General features: G+C 61.4%; 14 protein-coding genes. 10 read left to right on the top strand and 4 right to left on the bottom strand.

Annotated elements, in window-relative coordinates:
* Positions 1-17: 17 nt before the first annotated feature.
* On the bottom strand, positions 18-935 hold the full coding sequence (locus LMH93_RS22360) for a putative 2-dehydropantoate 2-reductase (RefSeq protein WP_054888620.1): 918 nt from the start codon (positions 933-935) through the stop codon (positions 18-20).
* 100 nt (positions 936-1,035) lie between these two features.
* On the opposite strand from LMH93_RS22360, the gene LMH93_RS22355 reads away from it, so the two are divergent.
* The 3 genes from LMH93_RS22355 (at position 1,036) to LMH93_RS22345 (ending at position 3,935) form a co-directional block, all read left to right on the top strand.
* A complete protein-coding gene (locus tag LMH93_RS22355) occupies positions 1,036-1,521 on the top strand; it encodes a YajQ family cyclic di-GMP-binding protein (RefSeq protein WP_003251890.1) in 486 nt (161 codons plus the stop codon).
* 116 nt (positions 1,522-1,637) lie between these two features.
* Positions 1,638-2,480 carry a mechanosensitive ion channel family protein gene (locus tag LMH93_RS22350; protein ID WP_003251892.1) on the top strand — a complete coding sequence of 281 codons (843 nt, stop codon included), beginning with the start codon at positions 1,638-1,640 and terminating at the stop codon, positions 2,478-2,480.
* A gap of 210 nt (positions 2,481-2,690) precedes the next feature.
* Complete coding sequence (locus LMH93_RS22345; RefSeq protein ID WP_004575129.1) at positions 2,691-3,935, top strand: MFS transporter; 1,245 nt, start codon at positions 2,691-2,693, stop codon at positions 3,933-3,935.
* A 113-nt stretch (positions 3,936-4,048) separates the two neighbouring features.
* Here LMH93_RS22345 and LMH93_RS22340 read toward each other — a convergent pair whose 3' ends face one another.
* Positions 4,049-5,596, bottom strand: a complete 1,548-nt coding sequence (locus LMH93_RS22340; protein WP_003251896.1) for an AmpG family muropeptide MFS transporter — start codon at positions 5,594-5,596, stop codon at positions 4,049-4,051.
* A 43-nt stretch (positions 5,597-5,639) separates the two neighbouring features.
* Entirely contained in the window at positions 5,640-5,993 is a 354-nt protein-coding gene (locus LMH93_RS22335; RefSeq protein ID WP_230064593.1) for an MGMT family protein, read from the bottom strand.
* 164 nt (positions 5,994-6,157) lie between these two features.
* Between LMH93_RS22335 and LMH93_RS22330 the strand changes: the two genes are divergently transcribed.
* The 5 genes from LMH93_RS22330 to groL all read left to right on the top strand — a co-directional run bounded on the left by LMH93_RS22330 (position 6,158) and on the right by groL (position 10,737).
* Positions 6,158-7,168 (top strand): DUF481 domain-containing protein, encoded by a 1,011-nt coding sequence (locus LMH93_RS22330; RefSeq protein ID WP_185279991.1) that lies wholly within the window; start codon positions 6,158-6,160, stop codon positions 7,166-7,168.
* Between the two features lie 82 nt (positions 7,169-7,250).
* A complete protein-coding gene (locus tag LMH93_RS22325) occupies positions 7,251-7,982 on the top strand; it encodes a HugZ family pyridoxamine 5'-phosphate oxidase (protein ID WP_003251901.1) in 732 nt (243 codons plus the stop codon).
* 65 nt (positions 7,983-8,047) lie between these two features.
* On the top strand, positions 8,048-8,509 hold the full coding sequence (locus LMH93_RS22320; protein ID WP_003251903.1) for an FxsA family protein: 462 nt from the start codon (positions 8,048-8,050) through the stop codon (positions 8,507-8,509).
* A 243-nt stretch (positions 8,510-8,752) separates the two neighbouring features.
* On the top strand, positions 8,753-9,046 hold the full coding sequence (locus LMH93_RS22315; protein WP_003251905.1) for a co-chaperone GroES: 294 nt from the start codon (positions 8,753-8,755) through the stop codon (positions 9,044-9,046).
* A 50-nt stretch (positions 9,047-9,096) separates the two neighbouring features.
* Positions 9,097-10,737: a chaperonin GroEL gene (groL, locus tag LMH93_RS22310; protein ID WP_003251907.1), complete on the top strand. Its 1,641-nt coding sequence runs from the start codon at positions 9,097-9,099 to the stop codon at positions 10,735-10,737.
* Positions 10,738-10,863: 126 nt separating this feature from the next.
* Here groL and pyk read toward each other — a convergent pair whose 3' ends face one another.
* Complete coding sequence (pyk, locus tag LMH93_RS22305) at positions 10,864-12,318, bottom strand: pyruvate kinase (RefSeq protein WP_003251912.1); 1,455 nt, start codon at positions 12,316-12,318, stop codon at positions 10,864-10,866.
* A gap of 180 nt (positions 12,319-12,498) precedes the next feature.
* On the opposite strand from pyk, the gene LMH93_RS22300 reads away from it, so the two are divergent.
* The gene (locus LMH93_RS22300) at positions 12,499-12,885 is read left to right on the top strand and encodes a hypothetical protein (protein WP_003251914.1); all 387 of its coding nucleotides are present in this window, start codon (positions 12,499-12,501) and stop codon (positions 12,883-12,885) included.
* Between the two features lie 123 nt (positions 12,886-13,008).
* Positions 13,009-13,368: a PilZ domain-containing protein gene (locus LMH93_RS22295; RefSeq protein WP_003251916.1), complete on the top strand. Its 360-nt coding sequence runs from the start codon at positions 13,009-13,011 to the stop codon at positions 13,366-13,368.
* Positions 13,369-13,419 lie beyond the last annotated feature (51 nt).

Genomic DNA, 13,419 nt, shown 5'->3' with positions numbered 1-13,419 from the left:
CCGGTTGAAGGGCCGCGTCAGTCGCAGGGCAAACCACGCGCGCGCAGGTTTTCGACCAAGCGCTGCAGCAGGTGTTCCAGCTGCGGCAGTTGCAGGCCATGACGGCCCGCAGCGCGGCAAGCATGGCCGAGCAGGTAGTGCAACTCGGTGCGTCGTCCTGCATGCACGTCCTGGTACATGGAAGAGTAGTTGGCTGCGGTGGCGAGGATTACCCGCTGAACTTCTTCGTCCAGCCCCTCGGCTGCTTGCGGCTGGCCGCAACGGCGCAGCAGTCGGGCCAGTTCGACGCACAGGGCTTGCACTTCACCCAGGTGCCCCAGCAGCCCGCCATTCTGGCAATCGTGAAGTACGGTCAGCGGGTTGATGGCGCAATTGAGCGCCAACTTGCGCCACAGGCGGGTCAGTATGTCTACTGTCCACTCAGCGGGGATACCGGCCTCGTGCAGGTCATCGAACCAGGCGGGGAGCAGGGGGCTTCGTGGGTCGCCTAGCCAGTTGAAGCCATGGCCGGCAAAACGCACTTGCCAGTCCCCCTCGCGGAAGGCGCCTTCGGTGCTGGAGGCGAAGATGCAGCGAGCGTGCGGCACCAGGTCGGCGACTTCATCCTGGCTGCCCAGGCCATTCTGCAACAGCAGCACTTCGGCGCTCTCGGCCAGCCGAGGTGCTAGACCGGCAATCGCCGGGGCAGCGTCATAGGCCTTGCAGGCCACCAGCAGCCGGTGAATCGGGCCTTGCGCTTGCGCCGTTTCGGCCGGTATGGCGTAGCGCCGGGTTTGGTCCTGCTCGACCAGGGTCAGGCCACCGGCCTGCTGATAGGCCTGCAGCCGTTGCCCGTCACGCAGGATCAGGCGCACAGCCTTGCCGGCGCGTGCCAGCCGGCAGGCCCACAGACTGCCAAGGCTACCGGCGCCGAGAATATGCCAGGTGCTGCTCATATGCGTTTCGCAACCCGTTATAATGAGCCCGCATTTTAACCTTCAAACCCAGCGCGCTCCATCTTCAGCCTGAGCGCGCTTTTATTTTGGGAGAACAACCATGCCTTCGTTCGACGTGGTATCGGAACTGGACAAGCACGAAGTGCAGAACGCGGTCGACAACGCCATCAAGGAACTGGACCGCCGCTACGACCTCAAGGGCAAAGGCACCTTCGAGTTCAAGGACAAAGAGCAGACCGTGATGCTCACTGCTGAGGAAGAGTTCCAGCTCGAGGCGATGCTGGAGATCCTGCGCCTTGCACTGGTCAAGCGCAAGATCGACGTGAAGTGCCTGGAAACCAAGGACCCCTACGCCTCAGGCAAGGAAAAGAAACAGGAAGCCAAGTTCCGCGAAGGCATCGACAAGGACCTGGCAAAAAAGATCGTTGCCACCATCAAGGATGGCAAGCTGAAAGTACAGGCCGCCATCCAGGGTGAGCAGGTACGGGTAACCGGCAAGAAACGTGACGATCTGCAGGAAGCCATTGCCCTGCTGCGCACCAAGGAATTCGACATGCCGCTGCAGTTCAACAACTTCCGCGACTGATGTGGGGGTGGCCCGGAACCCCGATGGCCAAATGATGTCCATGGGGGCCGGGGTTGCGTAATAACACGCGCGGCCTGTTCTACCGTGTACTTGCCGCTCGGCATCAGGAGATGAATATGGATTTGAACGCTGAGGTCGACCAGCTCGTCCGCCAATCCCAGACGTGGATCCCTTTGATCATGGAATACGGCAGCCGTGTGCTGCTGGCACTGCTGACCTTGGCGGTTGGCTGGTGGATCATCAACAAGGTCAGCGCCCGCCTCGGCAAGCTGGTTGGCCTGCGCAACGCCGACCTGGCGCTGCAGGGCTTCATCAGCACCCTGGCGAACATCGTGCTGAAGGTGCTGCTGTTGGTCAGCGTGGCCTCGATGATCGGCATCGAGACCACCTCGTTCGTCGCCGCCATCGGTGCCGCAGGCCTGGCCATCGGCCTTGCCTTGCAGGGCAGCCTGGCGAACTTCGCCGGTGGTGTGCTGATCCTGATGTTCCGCCCGTTCCGTATCGGTGACTGGATCGAGGCGCAGGGCGTTGCCGGCACCGTCGACAGTATCCAGATCTTCCACACCGTGCTGCGCACCGGTGACAACAAGACGGTCATCATGCCCAATGGCAGCCTGTCCAACGGCATCATTACCAACACCAACCGCCAGCCGACGCGCAAGGTGGTGTTCGATGTGGGCGTTGACTACGAGGCCGACCTGCAGAAGGCCCGCAATGTGTTGCTGGAGCTGGCAAAGGACCCGCGTGTTCTGCAAGACCCGGCACCGCAGGCGGTCGTGTCGACGCTGGGCGACAGCTCGATCACCGTATCGCTGCGCTTGTGGACCAAGACCTCCGATTACTGGGACGTGATGTTCATGCTCAACGAGTATGCGCGTGACCGGTTGAAGGCCGAAGGGATCGATATTCCGTTTCCGCAGCGGGTTATTCGCGTGGTGCAGGAGACTGCAACGCAGTAATTCCGCGTTGAAGCCGGGGCCGCTTTGCGCCCCTTCGCGGGCAAGCCCGCTCCTACACAGGACACGCATGTCCTCGTAGGGGCGGGCTTGCCCGCGAAGGGGCGCAAAGCGGCCCCAGCTTTTTCCTACCCTGATTACACTTGCTCACAGCAATTTCCAACAATTTCTGGCATATAGCCTGACCCCGCCTGCCACACCCGATACGCCATCATGAAACCACTGCTGTATGTCACCCCTCTGCGTGCCTTGCTGTTCGGCCTGACCTTGGCCCTGTTCGAACTGCTGACCTACCTGGCCAGCGACGCGGTCATGCCGGCCATGCCGGTCGTGGTCAGTGACCTCGATGCCAGCCCCGAATACATACCCCATGCCCTCAACCTGTACCTGCTGGGCGGCGTAGTACTGCAATGGCTGATCGGCCCGTTGGCCGACCGTTATGGACGGCGCCCGCTGCTGCTGGTCGGTTGCGCATTCTTTGGCCTGGCCTGCCTGGCCACCTTCTGGGTCCAGGACATCGGCCTGTTCAACCTGTTGCGCCTGTTGCAGGGCATTGGCCTGGGCTTTGTGGTCACGGTCAGCTACCCGGCCCTGAACGAGGCTTTCAGCGAAGCTGATGCTGTACGCATGATGGCCCTGCTGGCCAACATCGCCTTGCTGTCGCCCCTGCTCGGGCCGCTGGTGGGCACCTTGCTGCTGCAATGGCTGGATTGGCGCTGGCTGTTCGTGGCGTTCGCCATCGGCGCGGTGCTGGCCTGGCTGCTGTTGTACCGGCTGATGCCGGAAACCCTGGGCGTGGAGCGCCGTGACGGCTCGCGGCTGGCGTTCACGCCGATTCACCTGCTGCCACTGTTGGCGGGCTATGGCCAACTGCTGGGCAACCGCCGCTTCGTTGCAGGCAGCGCCGCCCTTGGGTTGGTCGGCTTGCCGCTGATTGGCTGGATTGGCCTGTCGCCGGTGCTGCTGATTCACGATGAGGGATTGAGTACCCTGGAGTATGCCTTGTGGCAGTTGCCGGTCTTTGGCGGGCTGATCCTCGGTAACCTGATCATCAACCGCATTGCCGATCGCTACCCGCTGCCAGCCCTGGTGCGTGGTGCGCTCTGGCCATACCTGGCGGGCCTGTGCCTGATGGTGCTGGCGACCTGGTACTGGCCGAGTGTGACCAGTGTGGTGGCTGGCATGTCGCTGTATGCGCTGGGGTTGGGCGTGGCCAATGCGGTGCTGTACCGCATGACGCTGTTCTCCAGTGAGCAGAGCAAGGGGCTGGTTTCGGCCATGCTGGGGATGATCACCATTGCCTTGCTGGGGCTCGGCGGTGCGCTGCTGGCGATGATTGGCGCCGGTGCCAGCTTGCTGCATTTTGCCCTGGCGGCGGGGGTGGCGGGGGCGTTGGCGCTGTGGCCGCTGTGGTTTGTGGTGGGGGGGCGGCCTGGGGAAGGGGCTGTAGCTGGATAAGTGGTATTGCCTGTGCCGGCCTCTTCGCGGGTAAACCCGCTCCTACACAGGGCCGCGCCGCCTTGTAGGAGCGGGTTTACCCGCGAAGAGGCCAGCACAGGCAATACAAAGTTTCAGGGCCGCTCAGCCACCGAGTGGTCGTCCGCCACCGGCGTTCCCCGCCCGGCTTCCTGATGCCACTGCAGGGCGATCAGGATCAGCGTAGGCACCCCCAGCAGCGCCGTGATCAGGAAGAAGTCGTGGTAGCCGAACTTCTCCACAATAACGCCCGAATACCCGCCGATCAGCCGCGGCAACAGCAACATGATCGAACTGAGCAGCGCGTACTGGGTCGCCGAGAACTTCAGGTTGGTCAGGCTGGACAGGTAGGCGACAAAGGCCGAGGTAGCCATGCCGGAGCTGAAGTTGTCCAGCGAGATGGTCACCACCAGCATTTCCAGGTTCGGCCCCATGTCAGCCAACATCAGGAACAGGATGTTGGTGCCGGCAGAGGCTGCGCCGCCAATGAACAGGATGGGCATGATGCCGAAGCGTACGATCAGCAGGCCGCCAACCCCGGCGCCGACCAGGGTCATGATCAGGCCGAAGATCTTGCTGACGCTGGCAATCTGGTCCTTGGTGAAGCCCATGTCGATATAGAACACGTTGGCCATCACCCCCATCACCGTGTCCGACATGCGATAGGTGGCGATCAGGCCGAGCAGCAGCAGAGCCTGCCAGCGGTAGCGGGTGATGAAGTCGTTGATCGGGGTCAGCACGGGAGCCAGGCCGCGGCGGCCGAGGCTCGACAGGCAGGCCCAGGTCAGCAGCACGTAGAGGATCAGGCGCAGGAAGGCGCGGTCTTCCAGCAGCAGGTCCAGCGGCGTGGCATCACCGGAGACCACGCTGGACCAGCCGGTATTGAACATCTGGGTGAAGCTGGCCGGTACCGAGACCAGCAGGATGATCAGCACGAACACCGAAGCCATCTGGTGCACCAGCCCGTAGCGCGCTGCCGACAGTTGGGTGCGCATGGGCACTGGCGGTTCGCGCATGACCAACGTGGTGAACAGGGCGGGCAGCATCATCACCCCGAACATCACGTAAGTGCCGGCCCAAGCCTTGTGCAGGTAGCTGAAGCCGGTAGAGCCGAACCACTCGGCGAAGAACAGGGCACCGGCCGTGGCGAGCAAGGCAGCCACCCGGTAGCCGGCCATGTAGCTGGCAGCGAGCGCGGCCTGGCGCTGGTCGTCAGCGATTTCCAGGCGGTAGGCGTCGACTGCAATGTCCTGGGTAGCCGAGGCGAAAGCCACCAGTACGGCCATGGCAATCAGCCAGGAGAGATGCTGTTGCGGGTCGCACAGGCTCATGCCGACCAGCCCGATCACCACCAGCGCTTGCGACAACAGCAGCCACGAGCGCCGGCGCCCGAGGCCGCCAAGCAGCGGCAAGCGCCATTGGTCGAGCAGCGGTGACCAGACCCACTTGAAGGCGTAGGCCAAGCCAATCAGGCTTGCATAACCGATGGTTTCACGGGCAACGCCGGCTTCGCGCAACCATACCGACAGGGTCGAGAACACCAGCATGTAGGGTAGGCCGGCGGCGAAACCGAGTAGCAAAAGTACCAATGTTGACGGGCTGGCATAGGCAGCAAGCGCAGCGCGCCAGGTTTTACGGGGCATGGGCCAACATCTGCCTCAAGTTTTCGAAAACAAAGCGCGCACTCTAACCGCTGTGCTCCATTGGGCGCCAGCCATGGCGCGTCATATCCACACGATTGTTGCTTACATTCACACCTTCTGCGCGTAACCGCGCCCGTTGTTCATCGCCCGACGGGGTGCCCAGCGCCAGGCTCAGCCGGCCACCCGCAGCGAGCACCCGGTGCCAAGGCAGGCGTGTGTCTACAGGCAACTGCCCCAGGGTGCGCCCAACCCAGCGCGCCGCACGGCCAAGCCCAGCCAGTTCGGCCAGTTGGCCATAGCTCACGACCTTGCCGGGTGGCACTTGGCCCAGTACTGAATACAGCGCCGTTCGTCGGCCCTCGGCCGAATCGAGGGCGTGCTCATATCCATCAGACATCTCGCCCGCCTTGGGCTGCAGATGAAACCGGACCGGTGGTCTGGTAAATGAGAGTTGAACTCAACGGCATACTCCCGGTCTGTCCTTGCTCTGGTCTTGGGTATCTGGATAATGCCCGGCTTTTTCGTCAAATCGAACCCATAGTCCGCAAACAAAGCCCGTTTATGAATTCTAGATCCTTGTTGTGCCTTCTTGCTGTTTCCCTGTGTGCCTCTCCGGTGTTCGCCGACACTGTGTGGATGAAGAACGGTGACCGGCTAAGTGGCAAGATCAAGGTATTCGATGGCGGCAAGCTGCTGCTGGAAACCCCTTATGGTGGGTCCATCGCCCTGGACTGGAAACAGGTCCAGACGCTGGAAAGCGACCAGGAGATGCTGGTCAAGCAGGACGCCTACAGCGGAGAGAAAGCCAAGTCGCTCAAGGCGGCAGAGCCAGGCAAGGTGACCTTGGCCAATGGCGAGGCACCGAAGACGGTGGAGCTGGCCAGTATCGAGCAGATCATGAAGCCCAAGCCGCTGGTCGAGGATTTCGTGTGGAAAGGCAATGTCGACGTGGCACTGGACTACAAGCGCGCCGAGAACGACACCGACGATTACGACGTGGGCTTCAAGACCACCGCGCGTCATGGCCGTTGGCGGCACAACGCCGAGGGTGAGTACAACCGCGAGACCAAGGACGAAGTCACCACCACCGACAACTGGAGCGCCGAGTACGCGCTGGACCGCTTCATTACCGAGAAGTGGTTCTGGCAGGGGCGTGCGGAATACAAACGTGATCGCATCGAAGACCTGGCCCGCCAGCGCACCGTGGGTACCGGCCCGGGTTACCAGTTCTGGGACGATGAGCTGGGCGCGTTCTCGCTGGGCTCACTGATCAACCGTACTGACTTCGAGTATCAGGATGGTGGCAAGGATAATTTCTATTCTGCGGCCGTGAAGTGGGATTACACCCGCTACCTGATCGGCAAGAACGTGCAGCTGTTCACCAACGGCGAGTTCGCCAAGCCGCTGGGTGGCGTGGCCGACTACTCGCTGGATGCCGAGGTTGGCCTGCGTTACAAGGTCACCGAGTGGGCCTCGCTGAACCTCAAGGCGGAGAAGGACATCATCACCGGCACGCGTGAAAGTGACCTGGACAAGACACGCTATACCGCGGGCTTCGGCGTTACCTGGTAAGGCGTCTGGATGCAGGTCAGTGGCACAGGCAGCTGATAATGCTTATCTTGTCCCCAACCCGTCCGCCAGGAGCCGCCCTCAAGTGAGTACCAACGCCATCCGCCCCGCCCGGGAACTGCTGCTCAAGGAATACCGCGGCGTGCTTTCGACACATTCCAGGTCGATGCCTGGCTACCCCTTCGGTTCGGTCGTGCCGTACTGTCTGGACGACCAGGGCAACCCGCTGATCCTGATCAGCCGCATTGCCCAGCACACCCATAACCTGCAGAAGGACCCCAAGTGTTCGCTGTTGGTGGGTGAGCGCGAGGCCGAGGATGTGCAGGCGGTAGGGCGCCTGACGGTGATGGCCGAAGCGCACAAGCTGGTCGACGAGGCCGTCATCGAGGCCGCCGCCGAGCGCTATTACCGCTATTTCCCGGATGCGGCCAACTACCACAAGGCCCACGACTTCGATTTCTGGGTGCTGCAACCGGTGCGTCACCGTTACATCGGCGGCTTCGGTGCGATCCACTGGCTTGACCATGTCACCTTGGCCAACCCGTTCGCGGGCAAGGCCGAGGGGAGCATGATCGAACACATGAACAGCGATCACGCCAGTGCCATTGCCCACTACGTCGAGTTGACCGGGTTGCCACGGCACGTACCGGCGCAGATGGTTGGGGTAGACAGTGAAGGCATGCACCTGCGCATCGGCCAGGCCGTGCACTGGTTGCCTTTCCCCACTACTTGCAACACGCCGACACAAGTCCGCGAGGCCTTGGTTTTGCTGGCTCGCGCCGACCATTGGCCGCTTGTGATGCAAGCCGAGGGTTGAAATCCGGAGCGCAGGCATCCATGTGAGGTCTTATTGGAAGGTTATCTTCCGTCGAGGAACCCTTGATGCGTGCTTTTCTACTGCTGTTTCTGATTTTTCCTGTGCTGGAGCTGTTCGTCTTCGTGAAGGTCAGCGCGGCAATCGGTTTCTTTCCGGCGTTGCTGCTGATCATCGCCGGCTCCGCCTTGGGCGTACTGGTCATGCGGGTGGCCGGCCTGGCGACTGCATTGCGCGCCCGTGAAAGCCTGCAGCGCGGTGAATTGCCCGCCGAGGACATGTTCCAGGGCATGATGCTGGCCGTGGGTGGTGGCCTGTTGTTGCTGCCCGGCTTCATCAGCGACGTGCTGGGTGTGCTGTGCCTGCTGCCATTCACCCGCCGCCTGGCGGCGCGCAAGATGCGCGAGCGTGCCGAGGCCCAGGCCATGCGCCAGCGTGCATTCCAGGATGACCCCTTCCAGGCGCAGCCGCGTGATGGCGGCCACCGCCCGAACGTGATCGAAGGCGAGTACGAGCGCCGCGACAAGTAAAAAGGACCGGGGCCGCACAAGCGGCCCCGGTTTTTTTTGGCCTGATGAAAATTTTTCTATCTCGAGCCTTGTAATTGGATGTGGCGGCCTCATGTATGTGGTCACCGCAAGGTTTCTGGTGGCAACACCAGACATTACACAGGTGGTTCGCTCACAGCGGGCCGCCCCCGGCAACGCCGGACAGCATCAAAACCGCCGGTGTCGAACCGGCCGATGAAAACCACAATTTGGGAGAGATCGACAATGAAACTTCGTCCTCTGCATGACCGCGTAGTCATCCGTCGCAGCGAAGAAGAATCGAAAACCGCTGGCGGTATCGTCCTGCCGGGTTCGGCCGCTGAAAAACCAAACCGCGGCGAAGTTGTAGCCGTCGGCACCGGTCGCGTCCTGGACAACGGCGAAGTTCGCGCGCTGGCCGTGAAAGTGGGTGACAAAGTGGTTTTCGGCCCGTACTCGGGCAGCAACACCGTGAAAGTCGATGGCGAAGACCTGCTGGTCATGGCCGAGAACGAAATCCTCGCCGTTGTTGAAGGCTGATTTCCCCCCGACTTCCCGTTACTCCAAAGTTTTTCAAGGATTAAACGATCATGGCTGCTAAAGACGTAAAATTTGGTGATTCCGCCCGTAAGAAAATGCTGGTTGGTGTCAACGTTCTGGCTGACGCGGTAAAAGCGACCCTGGGCCCGAAAGGCCGTAACGTGGTACTGGCCAAGAGCTTCGGCGCGCCGACCATCACCAAGGACGGCGTTTCCGTCGCCAAAGAAATCGAGCTGAAAGACGCTTTCGAAAACATGGGCGCCCAGCTGGTCAAGGAAGTTGCTTCCAAGGCCAACGACGCTGCCGGTGACGGCACCACCACCGCTACCGTTCTGGCTCAGGCCATCGTCAACGAAGGCCTGAAAGCCGTCGCTGCCGGCATGAACCCGATGGACCTGAAGCGCGGTATCGACAAGGCCACTGCTGCCGTTGTTGCCGAGCTGAAGAACCTGTCCAAGCCATGCGCCGACTCCAAGGCCATCGCCCAGGTAGGTACCATCTCTGCCAACTCCGACAACTCCATCGGTGAAATCATCGCCGAAGCCATGGAAAAAGTCGGTAAAGAAGGCGTGATCACCGTTGAAGAAGGCTCGGGCCTGGAAAACGAACTGTCCGTCGTAGAAGGCATGCAGTTCGACCGCGGCTACCTGTCGCCGTACTTCGTCAACAAGCCAGACACCATGGTTGCCGAGCTGGAAGGCCCGCTGCTGCTGCTGGTCGACAAGAAAATCTCCAACATCCGTGAGCTGCTGCCAGTTCTGGAAGCCGTTGCCAAGGCCGGCCGCCCACTGCTGATCGTTGCCGAAGACGTTGAAGGTGAAGCGCTGGCTACTCTGGTAGTCAACAACATGCGCGGCATCGTCAAGGTTGCTGCAGTCAAGGCTCCAGGCTTCGGCGATCGCCGCAAGGCCATGCTGCAGGACATCGCCGTCCTGACTGGCGGCCAGGTCATCTCCGAAGAAATCGGCCTGTCCCTGGAAACCGCTACCCTGGAGCACCTGGGTAACGCCAAGCGCGTCATCCTGTCCAAGGAAAACACCACCATCATCGACGGTGCTGGCGCTGACACCGAGATCGAAGCACGCGTCAAGCAGATCCGTGCCCAGATCGAAGAAACTTCCTCGGACTACGACCGTGAGAAGCTGCAAGAGCGTCTGGCCAAGCTGGCTGGCGGTGTTGCCGTGATCAAGGTGGGTGCCGGCACTGAAGTTGAAATGAAAGAGAAGAAAGCCCGCGTTGAAGACGCCCTGCACGCTACCCGTGCAGCCGTTGAAGAAGGCGTGGTGCCTGGCGGTGGTGTTGCCCTGGTTCGCGCCCTGGCGGCCATCGTCGACCTGAAAGGCGACAACGAAGACCAGAACGTCGGTATCGCGCTGCTGCGTCGCGCTGTTGAATCCCCGCTGCGCCAGATCACTGCCAACGCCGGTGATGAGCCAAGCGTGGTTGCTGACAAGGTCAAGCAAGGTTCGGGCAACTTCGGCTACAACGCCGCTACCGGTGAATACGGCGACATGATCGAGATGGGTATCCTGGACCCAGCCAAGGTTACTCGCTCGGCGCTGCAAGCTGCTGCTTCGATCGGCGGTCTGATGATCACCACCGAAGCCATGGTTGCCGACCTGCCGGAAGACAAGCCAGCTGCTGGCATGCCTGATATGGGCGGCATGGGTGGCATGGGCGGCATGATGTAAGCCAGCCTTACCCCCTGCACCATTAAAAAGCCCCGGTTCGCGAGAACCGGGGCTTTTTGTTATTCCTGTCGGGCCATCTTCACAGCACAAGGCTGCGCTTGAGCCTTGTGCTGTGAAAAGCGTGGATCAACCGACCAGCGGATCACCCACGTGCAGGATCTTCATGCCGTTGGTCCCACCGATAGTGTGGTAGCTGTCACCCTTGGTCAGGATCACCCAGTCACCTTGCTCCACCAGGCCACGTTTGAGCAGTTCGTCGACCGCTGCCTGGCTCACCTTGTCGGCCGGCAGCGCGGCCGGGTCGAAGGCAATCGGGTACACGCCACGGAACATCGAGGCGCGTGCCTGGGTGGCGCGGTGCGGCGACAGGGCGAAGATCGGTACATGCGAACGCAGGCGCGACATGATCAGCGGGGTGTAGCCGCTTTCGGTCAGGGCGATGATCGCCTTTACGCCCGGGAAGTGGTTGGCAGTGTACATGGCCGCCAAGGCGATGCTTTCGTCGCAGCGCTGGAAGGTGGTGTGCAGGCGATGGCTGGACTTCTGGCTGGTCGGGTGCTTTTCGGCACCCAGGCAGATGCGTGCCATGGCCTGGACAGCTTCGATCGGGTAGGAACCGGCGGCGCTTTCGGCCGACAGCATCACCGCATCGGTGTTGTCCAGCACGGCGTTGGCCACGTCGGACACTTCCGCACGGGTCGGCATCGGGTTCTGGATCATCGACTCCATCATCTGAGTCGCCACGATCACGGCCTTGTTGTTGCGGCGGGCGTGCTGGATGATCTTCTTCTGGATAGCGATCAGCTCGGCGTCGCCGATTTCCACGCCCAGGTCACCACGGGCAACCATCACAGCGTCGGAGGCGGCGATCAGCTTGTCGAGGGTCTCGTCATCGGCAACTGCTTCGGCGCGTTCGATCTTGGCCACCAGCCAGGCGCTGCCGCCAGCTTCGTCACGCAGCTTGCGCGCGTATTCCATGTCGCTGGCGTCACGCGGGAAGGAAACGGCCAGGTAGTCCAGGTCCATTTCCGCAGCCAGTTTGATGTCGGCCTTGTCTTTTTCGGTCAGGGCCGGTGCGGTCAGGCCACCACCTTTACGGTTGATGCCTTTGTGGTCCGACAGCGGGCCACCGATGATCACCACGCAGTGCAGGGCGTCTGCAGTGGCGGTTTCGACGCGCATGACCACGCGGCCATCGTCGAGCAGCAGTTCGTCACCAACGCCGCAGTCCTTGACCAGGTCGGGGTAGTCGATACCGACGATGTCCTGGTTGCCTTCGGTCAGCGGGTGGGCGGTGGAGAAGGTGAACTTGTCACCGATCTTCAGTTCGATGCGCTTGTTGGCGAACTTGGCGATGCGGATTTTCGGACCCTGCAGGTCGCCCAGCAGTGCAACATGGCGGCCGTTCTTGGCGGCGATGTCACGGATCAGGCGCGCGCGGGCCTTGTGCTCGTCCGGCGTGCCGTGGGAGAAGTTCAGACGTGCCACGTCCAGGCCGGCGAGGATCAGTTGTTCGATCACTTCCGGCGAGTTGCTGGCGGGGCCAAGGGTGGCGACGATTTTGGTGCGGCGGATGCTCATGCACAGACTCCTATAGTGAAGCGCAGCGAAAGGCTACTCCTGAATCTCGCTGTAGTCATTGTTCCGTTGCACTACCTGCGACCAAGGCAGGGTGGCATTTGAACGGGGCAGGGTATCCTTGCAAAAGGGTGTGAAGATTTGCAGGCAAACGCCGATACACTGGCATCAAAGGAGATCCCCATGCGAGCCCTGATCGTTTTAGCCTTGGCCGCCAGCGCCGTCGGCTGTACCCGCTGGTCCATGGACCACCACCTGAACAATGCCTACCGCGCCTACGACCGCGGCGATTGCGCACGGGTCATGCTCGAACTGTCGCAGGTTGATCGCACCAGCCGTGCCCGGCCGTTCATCCACCCCGAAGTATCACTGCTGCGCGGCCAGTGCCTGGAGCGCCAGGCGTTGTACGTGGACGCGGCGCAGACTTATCAGTACCTGATCCAGCAGTACCCGGGCAACGAATATGCCTATCGCGCCCGAGCGCGCCTGCAGACCTTGGAAAAACTTGGCCATTTGCGCGGCGCAGAAACGGCCGTGGCCAACCCGGTGACGACCGTACCTTGGCGCTAACACAAAGGTGTGGTTTATTTCACGGGATTTGCTGCGCGTGCTGCGCTAATCTGTAACTCAGCTGTTACAGCAACCGCCAGTACCTAGTATTCCTGGCATCAGGTACGGAATACACTCGCGATCATGTTTAACAAGCGCCACATCGAACGTCATCAGCTACCTTGTGTCCTCAAGGTGTTCAACCGCTTTACCGATCAAGAGATCGGTCAGCTAGGCAATGCCTCTGAAAATGGGTTGATGGTCATCAGCCAGCTGCCCGTGTTGGTCGGGCCTGATTACGAGCTGCAACTGCGTATGCCCCTGCCTGGCGGCGGGCACCAGTTCGTCAACCTCACGGCCAGTTGCCTGTGGTGCCGCGAGGACGAGACGCCTGGGCACTACGATTCGGGCTTCATGCTGCTGCAGTCTCCACGCGAGTACGATGATTTCGTACGTTCGTTGCGCGACTATTTCAGTTTCCGCCCCGCGAACGCTCCCGTCTGAACGTTCATTTTTCAGAATCGCGCTAGAATCGGGTCGACCTCGATACAGGAC

It is taken from the genome of Pseudomonas sp. CIP-10 (genome assembly GCF_020911845.1).
In the GTDB taxonomy this organism is placed as follows: Bacteria; Pseudomonadota; Gammaproteobacteria; order Pseudomonadales; family Pseudomonadaceae; genus Aquipseudomonas; species Aquipseudomonas alloputida.
Note: the sequence above shows the minus strand (reverse complement) of the source record. Positions and strands in the feature narration are given on the sequence as shown.

Coding starts and splice junctions, on each gene's coding strand:
- LMH93_RS22355 (WP_003251890.1), top strand. CDS start 1,036: ATGCCTTCGTTCGACGTGGTATCGGAACTGGACAAGCACGAAGTGCAG.
- LMH93_RS22300 (WP_003251914.1), top strand. CDS start 12,499: ATGCGAGCCCTGATCGTTTTAGCCTTGGCCGCCAGCGCCGTCGGCTGT.
- LMH93_RS22320 (WP_003251903.1), top strand. CDS start 8,048: ATGCGTGCTTTTCTACTGCTGTTTCTGATTTTTCCTGTGCTGGAGCTG.
- LMH93_RS22330 (WP_185279991.1), top strand. CDS start 6,158: ATGAATTCTAGATCCTTGTTGTGCCTTCTTGCTGTTTCCCTGTGTGCC.
- LMH93_RS22295 (WP_003251916.1), top strand. CDS start 13,009: ATGTTTAACAAGCGCCACATCGAACGTCATCAGCTACCTTGTGTCCTC.
- LMH93_RS22340 (WP_003251896.1), bottom strand. CDS start 5,596: ATGCCCCGTAAAACCTGGCGCGCTGCGCTTGCTGCCTATGCCAGCCCG.
- pyk (WP_003251912.1), bottom strand. CDS start 12,318: ATGAGCATCCGCCGCACCAAAATCGTCGCCACCCTTGGCCCCGCCAGC.
- LMH93_RS22345 (WP_004575129.1), top strand. CDS start 2,691: ATGAAACCACTGCTGTATGTCACCCCTCTGCGTGCCTTGCTGTTCGGC.
- groL (WP_003251907.1), top strand. CDS start 9,097: ATGGCTGCTAAAGACGTAAAATTTGGTGATTCCGCCCGTAAGAAAATG.
- LMH93_RS22335 (WP_230064593.1), bottom strand. CDS start 5,993: ATGTCTGATGGATATGAGCACGCCCTCGATTCGGCCGAGGGCCGACGA.
- LMH93_RS22360 (WP_054888620.1), bottom strand. CDS start 935: ATGAGCAGCACCTGGCATATTCTCGGCGCCGGTAGCCTTGGCAGTCTG.
- LMH93_RS22350 (WP_003251892.1), top strand. CDS start 1,638: ATGGATTTGAACGCTGAGGTCGACCAGCTCGTCCGCCAATCCCAGACG.
- LMH93_RS22315 (WP_003251905.1), top strand. CDS start 8,753: ATGAAACTTCGTCCTCTGCATGACCGCGTAGTCATCCGTCGCAGCGAA.